Source organism: Streptomyces sp. NPDC088725 (assembly GCF_044751305.1).
Lineage (GTDB): Bacteria > Actinomycetota > Actinomycetes > Streptomycetales > Streptomycetaceae > Streptomyces.
The window spans coordinates 723,205-746,805 of sequence record NZ_JBIVLO010000001.1; the positions used below are offsets into that span (position 1 = coordinate 723,205).

At 69.1% G+C, this 23,601-nt stretch carries 26 protein-coding genes; 7 read left to right on the top strand and 19 right to left on the bottom strand.

The window, feature by feature from the left end:
- Positions 1–11 precede the first annotated feature (11 nt).
- Entirely contained in the window at positions 12–629 is a 618-nt protein-coding gene (locus tag ACIP6N_RS03065; RefSeq protein ID WP_401812360.1) for an NAD(P)-dependent oxidoreductase, read from the bottom strand.
- 1,109 nt (positions 630–1,738) lie between these two features.
- Between ACIP6N_RS03065 and ACIP6N_RS03070 the strand changes: the two genes are divergently transcribed.
- Positions 1,739–1,864, top strand: a complete 126-nt coding sequence (locus tag ACIP6N_RS03070; protein WP_401812361.1) for a hypothetical protein — start codon at positions 1,739–1,741, stop codon at positions 1,862–1,864.
- Positions 1,865–2,205: 341 nt separating this feature from the next.
- On the opposite strand, the gene ACIP6N_RS03075 is transcribed toward ACIP6N_RS03070, so the two are convergent.
- Positions 2,206–2,571 carry a peptidoglycan-binding protein gene (locus ACIP6N_RS03075; protein ID WP_401812362.1) on the bottom strand — a complete coding sequence of 122 codons (366 nt, stop codon included), beginning with the start codon at positions 2,569–2,571 and terminating at the stop codon, positions 2,206–2,208.
- A gap of 337 nt (positions 2,572–2,908) precedes the next feature.
- On the opposite strand from ACIP6N_RS03075, the gene ACIP6N_RS03080 reads away from it, so the two are divergent.
- The 4 genes from ACIP6N_RS03080 to ACIP6N_RS03095 all read left to right on the top strand — a co-directional run bounded on the left by ACIP6N_RS03080 (position 2,909) and on the right by ACIP6N_RS03095 (position 6,390).
- Complete coding sequence (locus ACIP6N_RS03080) at positions 2,909–3,631, top strand: peptidoglycan-binding protein (protein WP_401812364.1); 723 nt, start codon at positions 2,909–2,911, stop codon at positions 3,629–3,631.
- Between the two features lie 25 nt (positions 3,632–3,656).
- On the top strand, positions 3,657–4,544 hold the full coding sequence (locus ACIP6N_RS03085; RefSeq protein WP_401812365.1) for a helix-turn-helix domain-containing protein: 888 nt from the start codon (positions 3,657–3,659) through the stop codon (positions 4,542–4,544).
- 569 nt (positions 4,545–5,113) lie between these two features.
- Complete coding sequence (locus ACIP6N_RS03090; RefSeq protein ID WP_401812366.1) at positions 5,114–5,911, top strand: MFS transporter; 798 nt, start codon at positions 5,114–5,116, stop codon at positions 5,909–5,911.
- Complete coding sequence (locus tag ACIP6N_RS03095; protein WP_401812367.1) at positions 5,908–6,390, top strand: cyclic nucleotide-binding domain-containing protein; 483 nt, start codon at positions 5,908–5,910, stop codon at positions 6,388–6,390. The genes ACIP6N_RS03090 and ACIP6N_RS03095 overlap by 4 nt, the downstream gene beginning before the upstream one ends.
- Positions 6,391–6,550: 160 nt before the next feature.
- Here the strand turns inward: ACIP6N_RS03095 and ACIP6N_RS03100 are convergent, their stop codons facing one another.
- From ACIP6N_RS03100 to ACIP6N_RS03175, 16 genes are all read right to left on the bottom strand, one after another.
- The gene (locus ACIP6N_RS03100) at positions 6,551–6,763 is read right to left on the bottom strand and encodes an EF-hand domain-containing protein (protein WP_401812369.1); all 213 of its coding nucleotides are present in this window, start codon (positions 6,761–6,763) and stop codon (positions 6,551–6,553) included.
- Between the two features lie 131 nt (positions 6,764–6,894).
- Entirely contained in the window at positions 6,895–7,632 is a 738-nt protein-coding gene (locus tag ACIP6N_RS03105; RefSeq protein ID WP_401812370.1) for a DUF6390 family protein, read from the bottom strand.
- Positions 7,633–8,625 (bottom strand): hydrogenase expression/formation protein HypE, encoded by a 993-nt coding sequence (gene hypE / locus ACIP6N_RS03110; protein ID WP_401812635.1) that lies wholly within the window; start codon positions 8,623–8,625, stop codon positions 7,633–7,635.
- Positions 8,626–8,741: 116 nt separating this feature from the next.
- On the bottom strand, positions 8,742–9,845 hold the full coding sequence (gene hypD, locus ACIP6N_RS03115) for a hydrogenase formation protein HypD (RefSeq protein ID WP_401812372.1): 1,104 nt from the start codon (positions 9,843–9,845) through the stop codon (positions 8,742–8,744).
- Entirely contained in the window at positions 9,842–10,138 is a 297-nt protein-coding gene (locus tag ACIP6N_RS03120) for a HypC/HybG/HupF family hydrogenase formation chaperone (RefSeq protein ID WP_401812374.1), read from the bottom strand. Before ACIP6N_RS03120 ends, hypD begins: the two co-directional genes overlap by 4 nt.
- Positions 10,139–10,280: 142 nt before the next feature.
- On the bottom strand, positions 10,281–12,893 hold the full coding sequence (hypF, locus tag ACIP6N_RS03125) for a carbamoyltransferase HypF (protein WP_401812375.1): 2,613 nt from the start codon (positions 12,891–12,893) through the stop codon (positions 10,281–10,283).
- Positions 12,894–12,895: 2 nt separating this feature from the next.
- Positions 12,896–13,390 (bottom strand): hydrogenase maturation protease, encoded by a 495-nt coding sequence (locus ACIP6N_RS03130; RefSeq protein WP_401812376.1) that lies wholly within the window; start codon positions 13,388–13,390, stop codon positions 12,896–12,898.
- Position 13,391: 1 nt separating this feature from the next.
- Entirely contained in the window at positions 13,392–13,706 is a 315-nt protein-coding gene (locus ACIP6N_RS03135) for a hypothetical protein (protein WP_401812378.1), read from the bottom strand.
- A 42-nt stretch (positions 13,707–13,748) separates the two neighbouring features.
- Positions 13,749–13,967, bottom strand: a complete 219-nt coding sequence (locus ACIP6N_RS03140) for a hypothetical protein (protein WP_401812379.1) — start codon at positions 13,965–13,967, stop codon at positions 13,749–13,751.
- A 17-nt stretch (positions 13,968–13,984) separates the two neighbouring features.
- The gene (locus ACIP6N_RS03145; RefSeq protein WP_401812381.1) at positions 13,985–14,104 is read right to left on the bottom strand and encodes a DUF6893 family small protein; all 120 of its coding nucleotides are present in this window, start codon (positions 14,102–14,104) and stop codon (positions 13,985–13,987) included.
- On the bottom strand, positions 14,101–15,645 hold the full coding sequence (locus ACIP6N_RS03150) for a hypothetical protein (protein ID WP_401812383.1): 1,545 nt from the start codon (positions 15,643–15,645) through the stop codon (positions 14,101–14,103). Before ACIP6N_RS03150 ends, ACIP6N_RS03145 begins: the two co-directional genes overlap by 4 nt.
- On the bottom strand, positions 15,642–16,283 hold the full coding sequence (locus tag ACIP6N_RS03155; protein ID WP_401812384.1) for a DUF6084 family protein: 642 nt from the start codon (positions 16,281–16,283) through the stop codon (positions 15,642–15,644). Before ACIP6N_RS03155 ends, ACIP6N_RS03150 begins: the two co-directional genes overlap by 4 nt.
- Positions 16,280–16,936, bottom strand: a complete 657-nt coding sequence (locus ACIP6N_RS03160) for a DUF5947 family protein (RefSeq protein ID WP_401812385.1) — start codon at positions 16,934–16,936, stop codon at positions 16,280–16,282. The genes ACIP6N_RS03155 and ACIP6N_RS03160 overlap by 4 nt, the downstream gene beginning before the upstream one ends.
- Positions 16,933–17,883, bottom strand: a complete 951-nt coding sequence (locus ACIP6N_RS03165; protein ID WP_401812386.1) for a NifU family protein — start codon at positions 17,881–17,883, stop codon at positions 16,933–16,935. The genes ACIP6N_RS03160 and ACIP6N_RS03165 overlap by 4 nt, the downstream gene beginning before the upstream one ends.
- Positions 17,883–19,676, bottom strand: coding sequence for a nickel-dependent hydrogenase large subunit (locus ACIP6N_RS03170; protein ID WP_401812388.1), 1,794 nt, complete (start codon positions 19,674–19,676; stop codon positions 17,883–17,885). Before ACIP6N_RS03170 ends, ACIP6N_RS03165 begins: the two co-directional genes overlap by 1 nt.
- 37 nt (positions 19,677–19,713) lie before the next feature.
- A complete protein-coding gene (locus ACIP6N_RS03175) occupies positions 19,714–20,769 on the bottom strand; it encodes a hydrogenase expression protein HypE (protein ID WP_401812389.1) in 1,056 nt (351 codons plus the stop codon).
- 235 nt (positions 20,770–21,004) lie between these two features.
- Here ACIP6N_RS03175 and ACIP6N_RS03180 point away from each other — a divergent pair, with 235 nt between their 5' ends.
- Both ACIP6N_RS03180 and hypB read left to right on the top strand, forming a co-directional pair.
- Entirely contained in the window at positions 21,005–21,334 is a 330-nt protein-coding gene (locus tag ACIP6N_RS03180; RefSeq protein WP_401812391.1) for a hydrogenase maturation nickel metallochaperone HypA, read from the top strand.
- A 3-nt stretch (positions 21,335–21,337) separates the two neighbouring features.
- Positions 21,338–22,132: a hydrogenase nickel incorporation protein HypB gene (hypB, locus tag ACIP6N_RS03185; RefSeq protein WP_401812392.1), complete on the top strand. Its 795-nt coding sequence runs from the start codon at positions 21,338–21,340 to the stop codon at positions 22,130–22,132.
- A gap of 75 nt (positions 22,133–22,207) precedes the next feature.
- On the opposite strand, the gene ACIP6N_RS03190 is transcribed toward hypB, so the two are convergent.
- Positions 22,208–23,566 (bottom strand): NtaA/DmoA family FMN-dependent monooxygenase, encoded by a 1,359-nt coding sequence (locus ACIP6N_RS03190; protein WP_401812393.1) that lies wholly within the window; start codon positions 23,564–23,566, stop codon positions 22,208–22,210.
- Between the last annotated feature and the right edge of the window lie 35 nt (positions 23,567–23,601).

The window sequence follows — 23,601 nt, forward strand, 5'->3', positions numbered from 1 at the left end:
CCGGCGTCCGGTCAGAGGTCCAGGGGGATGGCGACCCGTCCCGCGTGGCGGGGATTCTCCGCTTCGTCCAGCATGGCCGCGGCCACGGTGTCCCTGCTCACGCGGGCGGGGAAGAAACGCTTCGGCGCGTTGTCGAGGCCGACCGTGCACCACTGCGGGCTGAGCGGCCCGTCCGAGAGCGGTCCGGCGTGGAAGACCGTGCCTCCGGCATCGAGTACGAGGGTGTCGGCGGTGACCTTGTCCGCCAACTTCGCGCCGAGCGCCTTGAGGAGCGTGCGGGTGGCGAGCCCGGCGGCCTGGGCGGAGGGTCCAGTGCCGTAGGAGCCGAGCCACACGATCCGCTCCGGCCCGGCGCTGGTCACGGCGTGGGCGCCGGCCGTCAGGGCACCGGCCTTGTCGCCGTCGGCCACGCCGAGAGCCGAGAGAACGACCTTGCTCCCGCGCAGCGCGTTGGCAATCGACTCGGAGTCGCGCACGTCGGCGGCTACGCGGGTCAGGCGCGGGTTGTCGGGGACGGTGACGCGCGCGGGAGTGCGGGCGATGGCGGTGACGGTGTGTCCGCGTTCAAGCGCCTGGCGGGTGAGCGCGAGGCCGGTGGCACCGGAGGCGGCAAGAATGGTCAGGTGCATGGCAAATTCCTTCGCGTGCGGTGGATGGGTATTCGGTCGAGGCAGGCCAGGCAGGGGAGTTGGCGAACCTGTGTGGTCCGGGCGTGCGAGGCAGGGCCGGGGAGCGACGACGCATCAGGGTGGGGCGTCCGGGCGAGATGCCGATCCCGCTGACATGCCGCCTGCCGCGTCAAGAGAATGGAGGCGCGCTCGCACACAGCGGCACTGTGTGGGGCCGCGTGGCCGACGCACTGGTCAAGTCCTGTCCGTCCGGGTCGGTGACCAGGAATGCGGCGTCCCGATACGTCTTCGCCGACTCGTTCGTGGCCGCGCCGTTCAGGCGCGTGCCCGCGTCGCGGGCAGGTGGAAGTCGTGTCGGCCACGGCCGGCGTGCGACGGGCGGAACCGCGTCGCCCGTCGCGTATCGGCGTCGGACTCGTCCGTCCGCCCGGGCAGGCCGTGCGTGCGGCCGACGTCGCACTCCGCGCCTCGACGGGCCGTCATCCGCCCTCGTTGGTAACGCGGTTCGGGGTGGGACTCACGACGTTGGGGCCTCGTCGACCACCCAGGTGGCCGCGCCTCTGTGATGGCACCGGCAAGGCCCGGAGCAGAGGTGAGGGGCATGACAGGACCTCGTTCGCGCGAGGCGGACCAGCCTTTCCGGTCCGACGTCTTCGACGCTAGATCCCCCAACAGATAATTGCCAGTGCACTCTTGTAAGATCAAAAGTTACCTGGACGCATGTGGATCTGAATAGCTCGGCGCGTTGTCCAGTACCTTCCGGCCAGACCGCTCCGCGCCCCGGCGCAGGGCATCGCATCTGTACAAACGTTTGCCTCTGGCGCATCCCTGCCTTATGAGCATGCGCTTGCCGCTCATCCACGTCGCCGCCGATCGGGCGGATGCCTTCTGGCAGTTCTCCGATGTCCGTTCCGGTCTGGTGTCCGGGGCCCTGCTGGTCGCCGGGTCCGGCGGTACCGCCACCGACACCGGCGGCGAAGCCTGGAGCCTGACCAGCCACGACTTCCTCGGCCGCGGCCCCGGGTATTCACGCCGCCGCCGTCGAGATCCTGTCGCCCATCGCCTGATCTCGCCTGATCAGCCGACGAACATCCAAGGAGCACACCGCCATGCCCCCAATCGGCATCCTCGGCACCGGCCGCGTCGTCGGCGGCCCGGCCCGCAAGCTCGCCCTTGCCCGAAACGGCGTCACACTCGGCGACGTCACCACCGCCCGCGCGCGACCGAGGCCCTGACCCTGCTGGTCCCGCTCGTCCTGCGACGCCACGGATTCCAGCCGTTCGAGGTGTCCTCGGCGCGCTGACGGCCGCCGTGTCGTGCCGGTAACAGGAGAACCCGCAAAGCGGCGAACACACGGGTGACGGATGCTCCACCGCCCCCTGTCCGGTGCGAGCATCCGTGGTGAACGTTCCGTAGCGGTGATCCGGCACCAGGTGCGGCTGTTCCTGGTGCCGGTCGAGAAATGACGCAGCCCGCATGCAGCCGTGTCAAGTAATCGGGCCGCGGGGCGCGTTCGCCCTGGAAGATGCGGATCGGGGCAGTGACCGGCTATGGCCCGGCCACTGCCCCGAGGACCTCAGGCGTCCCGCAGGCAGCGCCAGGTGTCCGGGCCGACGATGCCGTCCTGCTTCAAGCCGCACCGCTTCTGGGATCGCTTCACGGCCGCCTTGGTGTCAGGCCCGTAGCTTCCGTCGAGCGCGCTGGGGCCGTCGCCGTGGTAGTCCGTCAGGCACTGGATTTCCTTCACCCGGTCTCCAGTCGCTCCCGGGGAGACAACGACCGTCCAGGCCCAGGAGTAACCCGCCGTCAAGCCGGAGTAGTTGGTGGTCGTCTTGTGCCATACCAGACAGCGGCTCTGTGCCGCGTGCGGCTGCGCGGAGACGGCGGCCGTCTCGCTCGGCGTGGCCGAGGCGGGTGTTGCGCCGAGAACTCCGAGAGCCATGGCTCCGACGGCAGCGTATGTGGCGCATGTGCGCTTATTGATCATCCCAAACACCTTTCTTTCGGGCTTGGTGACGAGCTTGCTGGACGGCGGGACATGCGGCCAGGCCGGCTGGACGTCTCGGGACGTCTCGGGACGTCCCAGCCTGTGACCTGCAGGGATGTGACGGACATAGACATGCTCTGGGGCTGCTGGGACCGTGCCGGTGCGCGTTGATGGCGCGAACCGAGCACCTGGAAGGGGGCGGGCGGGCAAATCCCCGCACCCGGGTGGCCCGGGTAGAGGAGACTCATGGCAGGGCGAGTTGGCCTCAAGGACGGGTGCGTGCGGAGGCATCATGAGGTGGAAGGAGTTGCGCGGGTCGCTGGATCCGACGGGGCGGCAGCTTGTGGTGCGGTTGCGGCGGCTCAAGGATCACAGTGGGCTGAGCTTGACGTCACTCCAAGCCAAGACACCTTTCAGCGTTTCGTCGTGGGAGCGGTATCTCAACGGAAAAGCGCTACCACCGGCGGCAGCGGTCGAGGCCTTGACGCAGCTGGCCGACGCTGATCCCGCACCCATACTGGCGTTGCGGGACGCCGCGGAACAGACGTGGACCGCCGCCGCCAAGGCCGAGGGCGTCGCGGCAGGTTGCGAGCGGCAACCCGGAGAACCGAAGATCCGGGTCGGGTTCCTGTCCGCCGCCGCGGCCGCGCTGCTGGTTTCCGCGGTGACCTCGATCTGGCTGGTCTCCACCCCCGGCCGCCCCCACACGCCGGCGGACGGGCGAGGGGCAGGGGGGGTCGGCCGGTACACGTGCGTCTACACCCGGCGGGATGACGTGCTGTTCGCCGGAAACAGCAGCACCGTTTCCCGCCTGGTCCTGCTCAACAGCACGGGCCCCGACGCTGCCGAGGTGCAGTGCCTTCTCCTGCGCCACGAACTCTCCCCCGGCGACACGGACGGGTACTACGGCAAACGCACGGAAGCCCAGGTCAAGCTGCTGCAGCAGCGAGGTCACATGACTGCTGACGGGATCGTCGGAGAGCAGACCTGGGCGCTGCTGCGCCACGTGGAATGAAAAGAACGTCGGAGGAGCACAGACAATGGAATCTCCACAGGGAGCGGACCATTGGCGGGAGTTGCCCCGGACGCTGCCCGCCGCATGGGCGCAACTGGTCACCGGCCTGCGTGATCTCAAGGACCGCAGTTGCCTGAGCCTGGCCGAGCTGGCAAAGGTGACAGCGGTCAGCAGGTCGTCCTGGGAGCGGTATCTGAATGGTAAGCAGTTCCCACCGCGTCACGCCGTCGAAGCCCTGTGCCGGGCAACGCAGGAGAGCGGGGCGCGAATCCTGGCGCAGTGGGAGGTCGCGGACGCGGTCTGGAGCAGACGCGGGCATGTCAGTTCTGACAGCGCGAACCAGAAGGCTGCGGTGACGGACGCCGCCGCCCTACTGCACCGCACACGCTCCTCACGGCTCGTCAGGCATCCACGCGCCGCACTGCGGGTCGCATCCGTGTTCGTCTCCGCACGCCCCAAAACCGCGGCGGCCGCGGTCTTCCTTCTGTGCGCAACGATGATCACGCCCGCCGCCGTCATCCACGCATCCCGAACCGCCGCCCGGTCGCCGGCCGGCCGCCCGCCCGTATGCCGACTTCAGGCCTGCGAAGGTCGGGACCCCCGCACCACGGCCTGCGAGGATCCGACCACCCTGGCCCTTCACACGGCAGCCGACGGCACCCGGCTCGAAATCCGGCTCAGCTCCAGTTGCGAAGCCGGATGGATCCGTGCCTGGCCAACCCACTCAGGCTTCCAGCTCAGGATCACCGGGCCCGACGCGCACCCCCAGAGCGCCGTCAGAACGATCGGGTCAACGGAGCCGGAACTGATCGCCACCACCATGATCGCCGCTCCGCGGCCGTCCAACTTACGCGCCTGTTACTACCCTTCAGCAGGTCAGCCCGGCCGAGAATGCTTCGGCGGTGCCAACTAGGGCCTGTCCGGCGGATCTTCGTGGATCGGCGCGGGGCGTCTGGTGTAGTGCACCGCAAGGCGGAGGGTCATCTTTGTTGATGGCCCGGACGTATGTGGATGCCTCCGACGACGCGGCGAGGTGCCGTGCCGGGCGTTCCGGGTCCGCGAAGGTCCACCGGACAGGCCCCAGGTGCGATTCCCGCCCGGCGGCCGGTCACAGGAAGACGCACCTCAGGCACAGAGAGCTGCATGGGCCCGGAGCCGAGCGTGCGGTTGCCGTTGTGCGGACGATGCCGGACAGGAAGAGGAACCCGACCACCGGGGTGGGCGGCGTCGGAGTGACGAGTTTCTTCTCCGACTCCGAACACGAGATAGTGACCGCGGCCTTCCCGGTTTTGTGACGCGCGTCCTGCACGGTTCCGCCGCCTCGCTCGGGCTGATCGAAGGCATCAGCGACTCGCTCATCGGTGTCACCAAGCTCGTCGGCGGCCCGCTGGCCAATGGCCCGCGGCGGCGGCGCCGTATGGCCAGTGGCGGGTATCTGGGCACGGTGACAGCCACGGGCGCCATCGGTTTCGCCTCCGCGGTGTGGCAGGTGGGCGTCCTGCGCGCCGTCGCCTGGACGTCCCGCGGGCTGCCCTCGTCGGCGAAGGACAGCCTGCTCGCGCCGCTGGTCCAACCGCCGCGTCCTCCCTGGCCATCCTGGTCTACGCGGCCCACAACGCCGTCGGCGCATTCGTCGGCTATGCGGGAGGCCACTGGATCGACCGCGCGGGCCCGCGCGTCGTCTTCGCCACCGGAGCGGCGCTCTACGTTCTGGCCTACGCCGGTTTCGCCGCCGGGTCCCGTTCCTGGTGGGTCCTGCTGATCTTCTTCTGCCTCGCCGGGGCCGGAATCGGCTGCGCGGAAACCGCGGAGTCCGCGCTGGTCGCCCCACTCCTGCCGGACCGGCTGCGAGGCAGTGGATTCGGCGTCCTCGGCGCCGCCCAGGCGGCCGGCGACGTTGTGGCCACCGTGGTCGTCGGCGTCCTGTGCACCGCCGTATCACCGGCCGCGGGATTCGTCTGCGCGGCCGGCTGGATACTGCTCTCCGTCCTCGGAGCGGGAGCCTTCGCCTCCGGCCGTCCGGCCGGTTCGCCGCCGCGGAAGACCGGCGCACGGCGTGACATCTCCGCGCCGCTCCTGGAACGACGTTCGGAGTACACCGCGTCGCGGGGATACGATCGTAAGTGTGGCCGTCTGACCCGTCTTGCTCGCGACCTGGCCGACGTACAAGCCCGTGCCGATGGCGCACACGAAGAGCCGCAGGTGAAACCCCGGCGCCTCCGGGGAGGCCGCTGTGACGACGTCCTGCGGGACACTCAGCGAGGAGGTTGTCCATCATGACTTCCACGACACGCCTGACGACCGCGCTGCCGCGGAGCCACGGTGCGCTTCTGATGGACCTGGCCCGCGACGTCTCTTTCCCGGCGGACACCAGGATCTTCGAAGAGGGCAGCTCCGCGGACCGGTTCTGGATCATTCACACCGGCACCGTGGCGATCGATCTGTACGTTCCTGACCGGGGGCACGCGACGGTCGAGATGCTCGGTGCCGGCGACCTGCTCGGCTGGTCCTGGCTGTTCTCCCCGCACGAGTGGCACTTCGGAGCCGAAGCGTTCAGCCTGGTACGCGCCTACGAATTCGAGGCCGCGGCGGTCCAGGCCCTGTGCGAGAGCGACCCCGGTATGGGCTTCGCGCTGGCCTGTTCCGTGGCCGAAATCCTGGCACACCGGCTTGAGGCAACGCGGGCGAAACTGCTCGACCAGTACATGGTCCACGGCGGCCCCGGACTGCACATGGTCCACGGCGGCCCCGGACTGTGAGATCCGCTGCGGAACGTACGTGCTCGGCCACGTACCGTCATGCGGGGCCGGGCGGGCGCCGCCGCCGTCGGCCCGTCGGCGGCGGACCGTGCCCCGGGCCTCCTCGCCCGCGTCACCGCGCCGCGTGACGGCGCCCCCGCGATACGCTGCTGCGCCGCTCTCAGCTCGTCCGCAGGGCGACGAACTCGTCCCAGGTCATCCGGCCGTCACCGTCGGTGTCGGCGACGTCGAGAATCTTCTGGGCCTCCTCCTCCGTCATGTCCCTGTTGCCAAGACTCGCCATCACACTCCGGAACTCGGACGCCGTGACGGCGCCGTCCTTGTCGAGATCGAACTCGTCGAACGCCGCCCTGAGTGCTTCGATGTCAGCCATGTACGTCTCCTCGTTGTGCGGTTGGTGACGCGGTCACCGTACCGGCCGCACACCGAAGCCCTGGTCGGGCCCCCGCGTTCACGCCTGTGACCGTCAGCGAAACGCGGCAACCCGGCGCGGGTACGGCATCGTCACCACGTCGTCCCGTGGACCTGGAGAACACCGTCGCCGAGCCCTGCTCTCTGCCGTGCTTCCAGTGTCTCGATCCGGGTGGCCTGCTCCTCGGTGAGCAGGTCGCAGACCCAGTCCCAGTGCAGCGCCACCCGGTCACCGGGAGACAGGTCGTCGAGGAGAGACATGCCACCGGTCGACCAGCGCACCGCCTCCTCCTGCCACGGGCCGGCCGACATCATCGTCCCGTCCCACGTCAGCGGGCGGGAACGCACGGTCGCCGCCTCACCGTCGACGTGGAGGACCAGACCCGTACGGATACGGCACCGGTCGAGCACCGACAGCGCGGTCGGGTTGCCGCCCGCGCCCAGCAGGCGGGCCCACGGATAGACCTCGAACACCTGGAAACTGTGATGGGCGAGGGCGCGGTCGCCCGACTCGCGCCAGGTGCCGCCGAGTTGGCCGCGGAACCGTTCACGCATACGCGCCAGCAGCGCCACCGGATCGACACGGTCCAGCAGGTCGTTGCCGATCCAGTACGCCTCGACCACCCGCTCGTCCAGCGGGTCGGGGATCCCGGCCGTTTCCGCGATGAACTCCAGGTAGGACCAGGCGCCTTCGAACTCGCGCGCCCGTTGCTCGATGCCGTCGGTGGCGTCGGGCCGAAGCAGGGCCGCCGCGTCGGCGGGCCCGCAGTAGCCGAGTTCGTTGGGCGGATAGGCGTACCGCGCGAACAGAAGCGCTCCTCGCGCGCTCATTCAGCAGATCCTCGGGAGCTGTTCGCCGATCGGAAGAGCGACCACGCGGCTCCCACCGAGCGCGGTCCTGGCGACCACCATCCCCGAGTGGTCCGGTACGCAGGTGCCGATCCGGCACGCCGACCGGCCGAGAGGATGCGCCCGCAGGGCGTCGAGCACCTGGTCGGCGGAGTCGGACGGCACGATCGCCAGCAGCTTCCCCTCGTTCGCGACCTGGAGCGGATCGAGCCCGAGCAGGCTGCACGCGTCGCGCACGGAATCCGGAACGGGCAGTGCCCGCTCGACCAGTTCGATGCCGATCCCCGAGGCGCGGGCGATCTCGTTGAGCGACGCGGAGACGCCACCGCGCGTCGGATCACGCAGGACGCGCACGTCGGCTCCGGTGTCGAGCATGGCGGCCACCAGCCCGTGCAGAGGCGCGGTGTCGCTCTCCACGGTGGTGCCGAACTCCAGCCCCTCCCGGCAGCTCATGACCGCCACCCCGTGCACGCCGATGTCGCCGCTGACGATGACGGCGTCACCGGGGAGCGCGCGGCGCGGACCGATGTCCACACCGTCCGGAACCACACCGATGCCCGAGGTGTTGATGTAGACACCGTCCCCGCTGCCGCTGTCCACGACTTTGGTGTCACCGGTGACCAGCCGCACGCCGGCGGCCTGCGCGGCCGCGCCCATGGCGCGGGCGATCCGGCCGAGGCCGGCGATGCCGGTGCCCTCCTGGAGGATGAACGCGGCGGAGAGGAAGAGGGGTACCGCGCCGGACATCGCCAGGTCGTTGACCGTACCGTTCACCGCCAGATCACCGATGCAGCCGCCGGGGAAGAACATCGGCTTCACCACGAACGAGTCGGTGGAGAAGGCGAGTCGGGTGCCCTTGCCCACCGTGACGACGGCGGAGTCGCCCAGCTCGGACGCGGCCGCCGCTCCGTACGAGGGCAGGAACAGATGCTCGATCAGCTCGCCCGACATGGCTCCGCCGCCGCCGTGGCCCATCACGATCGATGGCGTTTCCCGCAGGGGTACGGGGCAGACCCAGCCCTCGAAGTCGAGGCCGTCGGCGGGCTTTGCCGGTACGTCGCGCTGTGGCGAGATGTGGTGCAGTGCGTCGGTCACTTCGAATCGACCAGTTCCAGTCGGCGGTAGGTGTAATAGGCGGCGCAGGCGCCTTCGGACGAGACCATGGTGGCGCCCAGTGGTTTGCGCGGTGTGCATTCCTTGCCGAACGCGGCGCACTCGTGCGGCTTGATGAACCCCTGGAGTACGTCGCCCGACCTGCACAGCGGTGACTCGTCGGTGCGGATGCCGGTCACGTCGAACCGGTTCTCGGCGTCGAAGGCCGAGTACTTCCGCGAGAGTTGCCAGCCGCTCCCGGGGATGAGCCCGATGCCGCGCCAGGTGCGGTCGGTCACTTCGAAGACGTCCCGGAGCATGTCCATCGCTGGGATGTTTCCCTCGGGACGTACCGCGCGGGTGTAGGCGTTCTCCACTTCGTGACGGCCCTCTTCGAGCTGCACCACCGTCTGGCGGATGCCTTCGAGGATGTCCAGCGGCTCGAAGCCCGTGACCACGATGGGGACACCGTATTTCTCCGCCAGGGGCGGGTACTGCGCGGTGCCCATCACACTGCACACATGGCCCGCCGCGAGGAACGCCTGCACCCGGCAGGTGGGGGACTCCATGATGGCCGCCATCGCGGGCGGCACCAGGACGTGCGACACCAGCATCGAGAAGTTCCGTACGCTCAGCCGCTTGGCCTGGTAGACGGTCATCGCGTTGGCGGGCGCGGTGGTCTCGAAGCCGATCCCGAAGAAGACGACTTCGCGGTCCGGGTTCTCGCGCGCCAGTTTCAGCGCGTCGAGCGGTGAGTACACCACCCGGACATCGCCGCCCGCGCTCTTGACGGAGAACAGGTCCTGGCCGCTGCCCGGCACCCGCAGCATGTCTCCGAAGGAGCAGAAGATGACGTCGGGACGGGCGGCGATCGCCAGCGCCCGGTCGATGATCTCCAGGGGGGTCACACAGACGGGACAGCCGGGGCCGTGGATCATCTCGACGCTGTCGGGCAGCAGCTGGTCGATGCCGTGCCGGATGATCGAGTGGGTCTGGCCGCCGCAGACCTCCATCATGGTCCACCGCCGGGTGGCGGCGGCGTGGATCTGGTCGAGCAGTTTCTTCGCCAGGTCGGGGTCGCTGAACTCGTCCAGGTATTTCAACGCTCGACTCCTTCTGTCAACTCCACCTGTGCGGGGACGAATTCCGATCCGTCGCCGAACTCCTCCGCCAGGAGTCCGAGCTTCTCGAAGTTGGCCAGTGTCTCCACGGCCGACTGTTCGTCGAGGCGTTGAATGGCGAATCCGACATGGACGACCACGTACTCACCGACCGTCACATCGGGGATGTACTGGAGACACACCTCTTTGCGCACCCCACCGAAGTCCACCTCCGCCATCAAGGTGCCGTCGACCTCGGCGGTACTGAGGACACGCCCCGGAACTGCCAGACACATGGTCCCTCTCTTCTGTGAATCCCGCTTCTGTGGATCCCGCTGGGTTCGAGCCCGTCCGGTCGTGCGCGTGAGACCGGCCGGTGAGGCCGGCCGATGAGGGCCGCCGTCGAGGTCAGGTGCGGTGTGGTGCCGTGTGGTGCGGTCAGCCGGCCGCGCCGATCAAGAGCTGCCCGAACGCGATACCACCGTCGTTGGGTGGCAGCAGCCGGGGGCGCAGGACCGTGAAACCTCTTTCGGAGAGCATGCGTTGGGCCGCCTCCAGCAGCACGGCGTTCTGGAACACACCGCCGCCGAGCGCCACCACGCCGAGCCCGGTCTGGTCCCGGCAGATCTCCGCGAGGTCGGCGACGAGCACGGCCACGGCGGTGTGGAAGCGCCGGGAGATCTCCCGCGCGCTCACGCCCGCCAGTACGTCGGCGACCACGGCGCGGATCAGCGGCCCGGGATCCGCGACCACCGGCTCGCCGTTCCGCGCGCGCCCGACGGAGAAGGAGTAGGCGTCCCGTCCGTCCGGTGCGGGTGTTGCGGATGCCGCGTCCGGTGCTGGAGTTGCTGATCCCGCGTCCGTGAGGAGGGACGCGGATCCCGCGCCGGCCGACCGGGCCAGGCCCTCCAGCGCGATCGCCGCCTCGGCTTCGTACTCCACTTGCTGTCTGACCCCGGTCAGCGAGGCGACCGCGTCGAAGAGACGGCCCATGCTCGACGTGGGAACGCAGCCGAACCCGGTCGTGAACTGGTGGGCCAGGACATCCCGTTCCTCCGGCGGGCAGGCCAGGACCGCGGGCAGCGCCTCGTCCCACGGGACCGACGCCGCGTGCAGGTGTGCGAGCGCCATCCGGTAGGGACGTTCCACACTCGCGTCACCGCCCGCGAGGGGGACGTAGCCCAGGTGCGCGGCTCTGCGGAAGGACTTGTACCCGGCGATCAGGACCTCGCCGCCCCACGCCTCCGCGCCGGGCCCGCAACCGGTGCCGTCGAACGCGACCCCGATCACCTCGTCGCCGCTGCCGAGGCCGTGCTCTCCCATCACGGACGCGATGTGCGCGTGATGGTGCTGCACCGTCTGCACCGCCCTGCCGTGAGCGTGTTCGCGCGCCCAGTCGCCGGACCGGTAGCCCGGATGCCGGTCGGCCACCAGTTGCCCGGGCTCGACCCCCGTGAGGAGTTCGAGATGCGCCTCGGTCGCCGTCAGCGCTTCGAGTGTGGAGAGGTCGTCCATGTCGCCGATGTGCTGACTGACCCACGCGTAACCCCCTTCCCCCAGCGCGCAGGTGTTCTTCAGATCCGCTCCCACCGCGAGCGTCGGCGGCACGTCGAACGGCAGCGCGAGGGGAAGCGGCGCGTAACCGCGCGAGCGCCGGACCGGAAGCTCCGCGCCGGCCACGTAGCGGCTGACGGAGTCGTCGCACGGCACATGGATCGGGCGGTCGTGGCGCAGCCACGCGTCCACCAGGGGCGCCAGCTCGGACAGGGCCCGCTCGTCGTCCGTCACGATCGGCTCACCGGCCAGATTCCCGGATGTCATCACCAGCGCGTCGGGCCCCGGCTTGTCGTCTCCGACCCCGAAGAGAAGTACGTGCAGGGGCGTGTACGGCAGCAGCAGCCCGAGGTCCGGATTGCCGGGCGCCACCGCGTCGGCCACCGTCGATGCGCCCTCACGGCGGGGCAGCAGCACGATGGGTTTGCGGATTCCGGAGAGGAGTTCCTCCTCGTCCGCGCTCATCGTCACGAGTGTGCGGGCGACCTCTAGTCCCGGGACCATCACGGCGAACGGCTTGCCGCCCCGCCGCTTACGACGGCGCAGCCGCTCGACCGCCTCGCCGTTGCGGGCGTCGCACACGAGGTGGTACCCACCGAGGCCCTTGACCGCCAGGATCCGTCCCGTCGCGAGCAGTTCACGCGCGCCCGACAGCGCGTCCTCGCCGCTCACCGTCAACGCGGCTTCCTTGCCGACCAGTTCGAGCCGCGGACCGCACGCGTGGCAGGCGATCGGCTGCGCGTGGAAGCGGCGGTCGCGAGGATCCTCGTACTCCGTCCGGCAGGCGTCGCACATCTCGAACCGGGCCATCGTCGTGGTGGCCCGGTCGTACGGCATACCGGTGACGATCGTGAACCGCGGCCCGCAGTGTGTACAGGTGACGAAGGGGTGGCGGTAGCGCCGGTTCGCCGGGTCGCGCAGCTCGTCCAGACAGTCCTGGCAGGTCGCGATGTCGGGGGAGACCAGCGTACGGGCCCTGCCTCCGCCGCTGGAGTCCTCGATGGTGAACTCTGTGTCGCCCCGCGTCGGTTGGTCCGACTGCCGTACGGCGTCCACGACGGCGAGCGGCGGCGCCCCGGAGCGCAGCCGGCGGCCGAACTCCTCCACCGCCTCGGCTCCGCCCTCGACTTCGGCCACCACACCCGCGTCGGTGTTCGTCACCGTTCCGGCCAGGCCGAGCTCGGCGGCCGTCACGTACACGAAGGGGCGGAAACCCACTCCCTGCACAACGCCGGACACCTCGAACCTCCGCCGGATCCGGTGTGCGCGGCCGCGGCCCATCATCTCCAGGCCGCCCAGCGCCTCGGAGGCCTTGGCCTCGTCGATGACCTCCATCACGAAGCCCATATGGATCAGGACCCAGTCGCCGGGCACCGGAGGCTCATCGAGCATGCCGATGTTGACGCGCCGCCGCGCCCCCACCACGTCGACGAGCGCGAGCTGGCCGGCGTACCCGTCCACGATCTCCACGACACGGCCTGGGATGCCAAGGCACATGATCAGGACCTCCGGGACTCGGCGGACTCGACCGGCAGGAGCTGCCGGACCAGCGTGTGCACCGCATCGATCGCCTCGGGCACCGCTGCGGTGACGGCCTCACTGAGCCCGATGCCCTCCTCGACATCCGCCGGAGTACAGCCGACGACATAGGTGACGGGGAGAGCGCCGCCCAACTTATCCAAATTCGAGAGCACCGACACCGGATTCATCCCGTGTGCGTCGAATTCACCCGTTCCGATGTCGCCGGGACCGACTTCGAGCACCGTCACCTCCCCGGGAACGCCGTTCCCGGGGAGGGCGTCGACCAGCACGAGCGTGTCGTACCCGTCGAGCAGGTCGTAGGCGAGGTGCATCCCCCGGATGCCGTAATCGACCACCCGGACCTCCGGCGGCAGACCGCCCCGCGCGGCCAGTTCGCGCGTCACCTCGGGACCGAAGCCGTCGTCGCCGAGGAAGAAATTGCCCACGCCCGCTACGAGCACCTTTCCCGACACGTCAGGACTGGTCCTCGGCGCGCCGGGTGCCGCGCTTGTGGGCGGGGCCTGTTCCCTCGTCGCCGCCGGAGTTCCGCGACCGGCGGGCCGGCCGCTCGTCCGAGGGTGAGGCGGTCGCGCCGCGCGCGGTCTTCTCCGGGTCGGCCGCCTTCATCTCGTCGTCCTCGACCGGCCCGGTCGCGCCGCCGGTCCTGGCGCCGCCCCTGGACGATTTCTCCTTGCCCGACGTGTCCGCCGACTTACGGCGGCCTTCGTACGGCGGCACCGCCTTGCCTTCGGAGTCCATGTCGTCCGGCCTGTTCGGATCTTTCGTCATGTTCTGCTCCTGCCGTGGGGTGACCCGCGTACGGGGGAGGGCTCAGCCGCCGCCGGACTGCAGGTTCGGCGCGTCCGGGTCGGTGGGCTTCTTCGGCTGGACGGAGGTGTCGGCCTCCTTGCCGGCGCCGCCTTCCGGCCGGTCGGCGGGTCCGCCGGAGGGCCGGTCGGAACCGGTGTCGCGCGAGCCCTTGGGACCCCGCTCCTCCTGTGGCTCCTCGTTCAGGTGCTTGCCCGACTTGTCGTGTCGTCTGCCGGCCATCGGATCCTCTTTCCGGCTCACATCGAGCGCATTCTCAGGTACCTGCGGATGTCGGGGATCGACTGCAGTCCTACGGCCACGGCGACGGCTGCCGCCGCTGCCGCGACGCCTGCGGTGATCATGCCCAGGGTCTTCACGATCGGCTCTCCTCTCGGGTTTCCGGGGGGCTCCCGACGGGCAATGGCTCCAGCTCGTCGGGGGCGAAGTAGAAGTAGCGGCCGTACCAGTCGTGCATGTCGGCCGCCGGATCGTCGACGAGTACGAGGGCGACGTGCACGCCCCCGTCCACATCGGACAGCACTGCGGTCACCCGCGCCACCTGGCCGGCGAAGAAGAGATCCTGCGCGTCGGCGCGGCGCGACGGATGGACCCGTACCAGGCTGCCCTTGGCGACGCTGACCCCGTCGATCACCACCGCGTCGGTGCCGGGCCGCACCCGGGCGTCGGCCGCCGGATCCCACCAGGGGGCGCCGCCGGTGCCGAAGTCGGCCGGCTCGGCGTCACGGAGATCCACGAGGCCGGGCTCGGTGAAGGCCGGTACGCCGGGCTCGGCGAAGGCCGCCGGGTCCGGGGCGGTGAAGCGCGGTGTGTCCGGCGTGTCCGGCTCGGTGAAGGCCGGTGCGCCCGGTTCGGCGAAGACCGGCGGGATCGCGCCCGGTCCGGCGCCGTCGCACACCGCCTTCGGCGCGTGCGGATCGCGCAGGAGTCCGTGGAGCTGCTGCATGTCGGAAGGCGACATGGCGTCGCACCGGTCGATGATCTCCCGGGCTCGCGGGTCGGTCGCCCGCGCCTCCGCCTTCTCCTCCTCCGTCATGGTCATGATCCGCAAGGTCAGGATCTCGTCGATCTCGGTGGAGTCGAAGAGGGCTCCGGCGCTCTGTTCGGCCACCTCCGGGTAGTCGTACAGGATGATCGGCGCGCCGAGCACCGTATCCGTCGACCCCTGCGGTCCCGCCAGTACGGGCCAGCACCGGCGCTGCCGGCACCGCCCGGCCGGGGCGATCGCCTCGTCGGGAGGTTCGAGCAGTGACACGAAACGGGCGCCGCGCGCCTGGAGCAACAGGTGCGCGCCGATCAGCGACGCGCGGATCGCGGCGTCCTTGTCGTCGGCCGCCTCGGTGTGTTCGTTGCGCACCGACACCGACAGCCGGAGGAAGCCGTCGTCGGCGGTGGTGTGCGTACGGATCCGGACGGTCAGCGGGCCCCGGCGCCGTACGATGCGGCCCACGCCGGTGCCGTGCGCGTCCGTCAGCGGCTCCGTCTCCTCGCCGCCCTGGACGGTGTGGAGTTCGTCGACGGGCTCGGTCAACACGCGGGCGGGCAGGATGATTTCCCGCTCCACCGCCTCGTCCCAGCTCATCACCGACATACCGTCCACGGTGAGCCTGCCGACCGGGACGTGACGTCCGTCCTCCTCCAGCCGCTGCACCTCACGGACTTGAAGATGGAGGAAACGCAGGTGGACCGTGATCTCGTCCGCAGGACCGGCCGGGGCCAGCAGACACTGCGCCTCCATGTCCGGGTCCTCGCCGAAGCTCGCCGCGGACGCGCGGGGCGGACCGAGCACTCCGAACTGCCACCGCGACTGGTTCTTGTGCGAGCTGGCGCGGTACGGGTACAGCAGGTACCCCTCGTAGAGCACCGCGTCGGCGATCGTGCGTACCTGGTCGAGTGTCATGTGACCACCTCGCCGCTCGTGGCCAGCAGGGCCCGCACCGTCTCTTCCCAACTGATCAGTCCGCGCCGTGCGCGGTAGTCGGCGAACTCGTCGAGCACATCCTGATCGAGCCTGATCCAGCCGGAGTTCGGGAAATGGGACGCGATCATCCGCCGCCACACCGGGACCGGCATCAGATGCCGCGCCTCGCAGTCCCACGGCACCTGCTGGACCCCGAAGCCCGCGCTGCCCCGGGTGAACACGGTGCCCGAGAACAGCAGGGACAGGGGGACCGCGCCGTCTCCGAGAGCGTGCAGGTAGCGGGAGCCGGTCACGTCGAAGTCGTAGGTGCACGGCAGCGCGAGGTCGGCCTCGGTGGCACCGGTGAACCCCTGCACGGTGGTGTCGCACTGCATCCACTGGAACGGCTTCAGGGTGTCCGACCAGCGGTCCCGTTCCCCGAACAAGGCGCGCAGACCGCGTTGTTCTGTGTCGTCGTAATGCCTGCGCTGAGGCTCGATACGGACCTGGCAGTGCAGGGCGATCGCGTGGATCCGCTGCCCGGTCCCCTCCTCGATCCGCAGCCGTGCGGTCAGCTGCGGAACGACGGTGTACGGCTCCGAGAAGATGTCGAGCACGGAGAACGTGAGGCCGCTCATGAGGCCTCGTTCCCGGCGGGCGCGGGCCGGCTGCGGCCCTCCACCTGCGCGAAGAAGGCATCCATCGCCGCGTGCGCCTCCCGGCCGCCGTCGAACCCGCGCCACAGTGTCCGCAGTTGGCCGACCAGCTCGTAGCAGGCGTCGATGGGCACCAGATGGCAGGTGCCGGCGGACCCTTCGGAGCGGCGGATGAGCAGGGCCTCGACATCGGCCCGCAGCACGGCGAGTTCCGGATGGGACTCGACGATCTTCTCCCAGGCGTCCAGCGGCAGTTCGGACTCGGTGGCGCCGGCGGGACCGGGATAGAAGGCGACGGTACGGTCCTGGACGGAGTTGCGGAACAGGAAGGCGAGACCGACGGGGATCTGCAACTCGTCCCAGGCGCGGCCGTCCAGGGTGAGGTCGGCGAAGCGCACGTAGCGCTCGGGCACGGCCCGGTAGCGCAGCTGGGCGTCCGGGTCGGTGAACAGCAGATAGCAGGCCCGGCAACCGCACATCAGACCACGGCTGTCCAGGTCGACCACGTGCGAGTGGCTCTCGCCGATCGGCGCCGTACACATCTCGCACCGCTCCCCGGCCGTCGGCGCGGGACGGCTGCGGGAGACCCGCAGCAGCGTGGCCGCCGCCGACGCGCCGCGCCCACCGGGCGTCACGGAGCGACCACGACAGGAACGGAGACGGAGACCGTGGCGCCGTCCGCGAGCAGGGGCAGCGGAGCCAGGTGCAGGCCGTCCTCGTCGAGACAGGCACCGGCCCGCCGCACGTCGTAGTGGGCACGGCAGCCGGCGCACCGCAGCACGCCGTCGCTGGAGGAGCCACCCAGCCGTCGTGCCAGCACCGCTCCCTCCATGGTCAGTTCGCAGCGCGCGCACCTGTCCTCGAAGGCGAACAGGTCCGTCCCGATCCGGCAGGCCACCACCGGGACCCGGCCGGCGGTGAAGCGGGTGACGCCGCCCGGCTCCAGGCCCGGCAGCTCGGGAACGGTCTCCCACGACGAGCCGCCCTCGGCTGCCGCGCCCTCATGGAGGCGGGAGAACAGCGAGTCCACCGGGACCAGCGGCCCGGCGGGCTCCTCCGAAGGGGCCTCGACCTCGATCGTGGTGATCTCCGGAGCCGCGGCTTCCACCGCGCCCTGCACCGCGAGTTGGAGGGTGACCGAGGAGGACGGGCAGCCGTCGCAGCTGCCCAGCAGCCGCAGTCGGACGACACCGTCGTCGCCCACGCCGAGCAACTCGACATCACCACCGTGCGACCCGAGGTAGGGACGGACGCTCTCCAGCGCCTTCTCCACCCTGGTCTCGACGCTGTACGGGTGCAGCCCGTGCACCAGCAGGAGGCTCGCCACCAGGTCGTCGGCGGCGAGCGCGGCCAGCACACCGTCGTCCAGCCGCCCTTCCTCGTACACGAGGTCGAGCAGCCGTTCCAGCCCCGCGCCGTAGAAGTCGACGACCAGGCGGACCAGTTCCTCGCTCCGCTCACGGGCGACGGCGCCGCCCGACGCGCTCGCGGCGGCGATCAGGGTGTCGATCCGGTCGCCGACCGTATGCCAGTCGGCCGACGGTGTGCCGGTCTCTTCCGCCGTGCCTGTCTGTTCCGCCATCACTCACTGCCCGCGGACTGGGTGGGGGAGTGCAGCAGTTCCAGCTTCTTGCCCTCGCCCAGGTACATGTGCACACCGCAGGGCAGACACGGGTCGAAGCTGCGCACCGTACGCATGATGTCGATGCCCTTGAAGTTCTCGCGGTCGTTCTCCTCGAAGATCGGCTGGCCCTGCACCGCGTCCTCGTAGGGTCCAGGTGTCCCGTACGAGTCGCGCGGGCTCGCGTTCCACGGAGTCGGCGGGTACGGGTGGTAGTTGGCGATCTTGCCGTCCTTGATGACCAGGTGGTGCGAGAGCACACCGCGTACCGCTTCGGTGAAGCCGCAGCCGACGCCCTCTTCCGGCACCTCGAACTTCTCCCACGTCTTCGTGCGCCCGGCGCGGATCTCCACCAGCGCCTTCTCCGCGAAGTGCAGGGCGCACGCGGCCGCGTACGCCTGGAAGTAGGTGCGCGCCCGGTTGCGCTCGATGGTGTTGCTCCACTGCGGGATGCGCCACTCGAACTCCACCGGACCCTTGAGCGCGGTCTTGGGGAGGTTGATCTTCACACTGCTGCCGGTGGCCTTGACGTAGCCGATGTCGACGAGACCGGCCAGCGCCGTGGTCCACAGCCGGGCCAGCGGTCCGCCGCCGGTGTCCAGCGCGAGGTAGTCCTTGCCGTCGAACCACCGAGGTGACATGACCCAGCTGTACTTGTCGTCCAGGTCCCGCTTCTGCGGCTGCGGGTTGGTGTGCTGGTTCCACGGGTGCCGCCGGTCGACCGGGTTGCCGAGCGGATCGTGGGTCACGAACGTCTCCTGCTCGTCCCAGTCGTTGTAGTACGACGAGCCGAGCAGGATGCGGATGCCGAGGTTGATCTTCACCAGGTCGGTGGTGACCAGTTTCCCGTCCACGACCACACCGGGGGTCACGTACATCTTCCGACCCCAGTCGGTCATGTCCTTGTACTCGAAGTTGCAGTGCTCCGGGTCCTGGAAGGAGCCCCAGCAGGCCAGCAGAATACGGCGGTTGCCGACCTGCTCGTAGCCGGGCAGCGCTTCGTAGAAGAAGTCGAAGAGATCGTCGTGCATCGGCACGACCTTCTTCATGAACTCCACATAGCGCTGCAGACGGGTGATGTAGTCCGTCATCAGCTGGATGGTCGCCACGGTGCCCACGCCGCCCGGATAGAGCGTGGAGGGGTGCACATGGCGGCCCTCCATCAGGCAGAACATCTCCCGGGTGAGACGGCTGACCTGGAGCGCTTCACGGTAGAACTCGCCGGTGAACGGGTTCAGCGAGCGCATGATGTCGCCGATGGTCTTGTACCCGTGGGCGTCGGCGTGCGGAGACGGGGTCCGATTGGCCTGTTCGAGGACGCCCGGATTGGTCTCGGCGACCATCTTCTCGCAGTAGTCGACCCCGACCAGGTTCTCCTGGAAGATGTTGTGGTCGAACATGTACTCCGCGGCTTCACCGAGATTGACGATCCACTCGGCGATGTGCGGCGGCTTCACTCCGTACGCCATGTTCTGCGCGTAACAGGAACAGGTGGCGTGGTTGTCACCACAGATTCCGCAGATGCGGCTGGTGATGAAGTGCGCGTCGCGAGGGTCCTTGCCCTTCATGAAGACCGAATAGCCGCGGAAGATGGAGCTGGTGCTGTGGCACTCGGCTACCACCTTCTGTTTGAAGTCGATCTTCGTGTAGATCCCCAGGCTGCCCACGATGCGTGTGATGGGGTCCCACGCCATCTCCACCAGCTCGTCGCTGCCCCGGTTAGCGCTGCCACCCTTGCGGCTCGTCGCCGTCATGTGCGCCGCCTCTTTCTGCCGTGAGTTGGGAAAAGAACTACCACGTGCGAGTGGCGCCGGTCGTGAGTTCCCTTCCCGGCTTACGCCACTTGGGCTCTTGGTCGAGTGTGTGGGTCGTGACGTGGCGCAGGCGCCGCATGGTCGATCCGTAGAGACCGACCGAGTTCGTGGAGAGCTTTCCGCCCGGAGGCTCGTCCATGAACGGCATGAATTTGTCGGGGAACCCCGGCATCGTGCAGCCGATACAGATTCCGCCGACGTTCGGGCAACCGCCGATGCCGTTCATCCAGCCGCGCTTGGGCACATTGCATTTGACGGTCGGACCCCAGCAGCCCAATTTGACGATGCATTTGGGAGAGCCGTATTCCGTCGCGAAGTCGCCCTGCTCGTAGTAGCCGGCCCGGTCGCAGCCCTCGTGCACCGTCTGGCCGAAGAGCCACGTCGGACGCAGCGCGTCGTCGAGCGGGATCATCGGGGCCTGGCCGGTCGCCATGTAGAGCAGGTAGGTCAGCGTCTCGGACATGTTGTCCGGCTGGATCGGGCACCCGGGGACGCAGACGATGGGGATCCCGGCCTTCGACTTCCAGTCCCAGCCGAGGTAGTCCGGTACGCCCATGGCACCGGTCGGGTTGCCCGCCATGGCGTGGATTCCGCCGTACGTCGCGCACGTACCGACCGCGACGATCGCGGTTGCCTTCGGCGCCAGCCGGTCGAGCCACTCGCTGGTGGTCATCGGCTGACCGGTGGCGGGGTTGTTCCCGAAGCCGGACCAGTAGCCCTCGTTGTGCAGCTTCTCGTTGGGGATCGACCCCTCGACGACCAGCACGAAGGGCTCCAGCTCACCCCTGTCCGCCTTGAAGAACCACTCGAGGAAATCGTCGGCCCCGCCATTGGGACCGCATTCGAAATCGATGAGGGGCCAGTGCACGGCGATCTGCGGAAGGCCGGGAAGCGCACCGAGAGCGATCTCCTCGATGCTGGGCTGAGTGGCGGCGGTCAGCGCCACGGAATCGCCGTCGCAGCTGAGTCCCGCATTGATCCACAGGACGTGGATCAGCGTGTCTTCCGCCTTTTTCGCTTCTTCTGTCGGCATAGCGGCGCCGCCTTCCGGGAAGATGGCCGATTCCTTGTTCCGCAGGAATCGGCCTTCGAATCCCCCGCCTGTATGGTGTTGATCACTTTGATACCATCTAGGATCCGCCGGAGCGGTGTGTCAACACGCGATGAGCCGGTCAGGTGATTCGTCAGGACCGGGTGGCCGATCGGCACGGTGCAAGGGCCTGATATCGGTCTACGGTCGCACTACCGAGGCGGGAGCGAGGCGAACGATGCATGAATTGTCGATTACGCAGAGCGTCGTCGACGCGGTATGCGAACGGGCCGCCGGCCGGCCGGTACGTGAAGTCAGCGTGCGGGTGGGAACACTCACCGCAGTGGTGGCCGAATCGATGAGGTTCTGTTTCGACCTGATCACCGAGGGGACGGTGGCAGAGGGCGCGCGACTCGAAATCGACCAGACCCCGGGAAGCGGGCAGTGCCGTGCGTGCGACTCCGATTTCGCCCTGACCGATCTCGTATTGCTGTGTCCGTGCGGCAGCGCCGATGTGGAGATCACCTCGGGACGGGAACTACAGATCATTTCGATGAGATTGGGCTGACGTATGTGTGCTACTTGCGGCTGCGGTGACGCGCGCGGAACCAGAATCGCCGCGCCGCACGGAACCGGCGCGGCGCCCCAGGACCACTCCCACTCGCCCGCCCATGCTCACGGCCATGCTCATCCGCATCCGCACGCGGATGAGCAGGAGCCCGGTGCGACCATCACCCTCGAACAGAAAGTGCTCGCCAAGAACGAGATCCTGGCGGACCGCAATCGCGCCTGGCTGGCCGGACAGGGCATCACCGCGGTGAACATGATGAGTTCACCCGGTGCGGGCAAGACCACGCTGCTCGAACGCACCATCAGGGACTTCACGGGCCTGCGCCCGGTCGCCGTCATCGAGGGCGACCAGGAGACCATGCTGGACGCAGACCGGATCAAGCGCGCCGGATGCGCGGTGGTGCAGGTGAACACCGGGGCCGGCTGCCACCTCGACGCCGAGATGATGCGGGACGCGCTGACGACGCTGTCCCCGGCGTCCGGCTCGCTGATCCTGGTCGAGAACGTCGGTAACCTGGTCTGTCCCGCCCTCTTCGACCTGGGCGAACGCAGCAAGGTCGTGATCATCTCGGTCACCGAGGGCACGGACAAGCCGCTGAAGTATCCGTACATGTTCGCGGCGGCCGACCTCGTCCTCATCAACAAGATCGACCTGCTGCCCCATGTCGACTTCGACCCCGTTCTCTGCGAGAAGTACGCGCGCTCGGTGAATCCGGATCTGCGCGTACTGACGCTGTCGGCGACCACCGGCGAGGGGCTGGACGACTGGTACGCGTGGGTGGCGGAACAGGGCTGAGCCGGGCTCACTCCCGGTGCGGTGCCGCCGCGCGGGAATCCGGACGCGCGGCGGCTGCGTACCGGCCCGCCGGGCTCAGTTGGTGCGACGGATGTCGGGGGCGAGCCCCAAGTGGTCGCGGAGCGTGGTGCCTTCGTACTCGGTACGGAAGACGCCGCGCTCCTGGAGGATCGGTACGACGGTGTCCGCGAAGGCGTCCAGGCCGCCGGGCGTCAGGTGCGGGACGAGGATGAATCCGTCACTGGCATCGGCCTGGACGAACTCGTCGAGCGCGGTCGCGACGCTCTCCGGGGTGCCGATGAAGGACTGCCGTGTGCCCACCTCGATGATCAGATCGCGGATCGACAGCTTCTTCGCCTCGGCCAGCTCGCGGTACTGCCGCGCGACGGCGAGCGGGTCGCGGTTCATCCGCACACTGGCCCGGCCTCTGGCGATCGTGTGCTCTCCCGGGTCGGGATCGATCTCGGGCAGTGGCCCGTCCGGATCGTAGGCGCTCAGGTCGCGGTTCCACACCTGCTCCAGGTGCCTGATCGCGGTCTGGCCGCTGACCTGCTGACGGCGGATCTCCCGCGCCTTCTCCTGGGCCTCGGCCTCGGTGTCACCGAGTACGAAGGTGACTCCGGGCAGGATCTTCAGCTCGTCGGGAGACCGGCCGTAGCGCGGCAGGCGCGCTTTCACGTCGGCGTAGAAGGCCTTGCCCGCCTCCAGTGTGCCGTGCCGGGTGAAGATGGCGTCCGCGTCGGCCGCCGCGAATTCGCGCCCCTCCTCCGAGTCCCCGGCCTGGAAGATCACCGGCCTGCCCTGCGGTCCGCGCGGCACGTTGAACTGTCCGGTGATGTCGAACTGGGAGGTGTGAATGCCGAATTGGCCCGGCTCCGGGTCGCCCAGATACACACCGGACTCCTTGTCCGCGACGATCTCGTCACCGCGCCAGGAGTCGAAGAGCACCCGGGCGGCGGCCAGGAACTCCCTGGCCCGCTGGTACCGGGCGTCCTGCGGCAGGAATCCGCCGCGGCGGAAGTTCTCGCCGGTGAACGCGTCCCACGAGGTGACGACGTTCCACGCCGCACGCCCCGCGGACAGATGGTCCAGGCTCGCGAACTGCCGGGCGACCTCGTACGGCTCGTTGAAGGTCGAGTTGATCGTGCCGGCCAGACCGAGCCGGTCCGTGACGGCGGCCAGGGCGCTCAGGACGGTAAAGGTGTCGGGACGTCCGACCACGTCCAAGTCGTAGATGAGACCGTTCTGTTCGCGCAGCCGAAGACCCTCGGCGAGGAACAGGAAGTCGAACTTGGCGCGCTCCGCCGTCCTGGCCAGATGCGCGAAGGACGCGAAGTCGATCTGGCTGCCGGCTTCCGGATCGGTCCATACGGTGGTGTTGTTGACGCCGGGAAAGTGCACGGCGAGGTGAATCTGCTTGACGGGCTTGCTCATCTCGGGACCTCGATGCTCGAAGTGGCGGCGGAGCG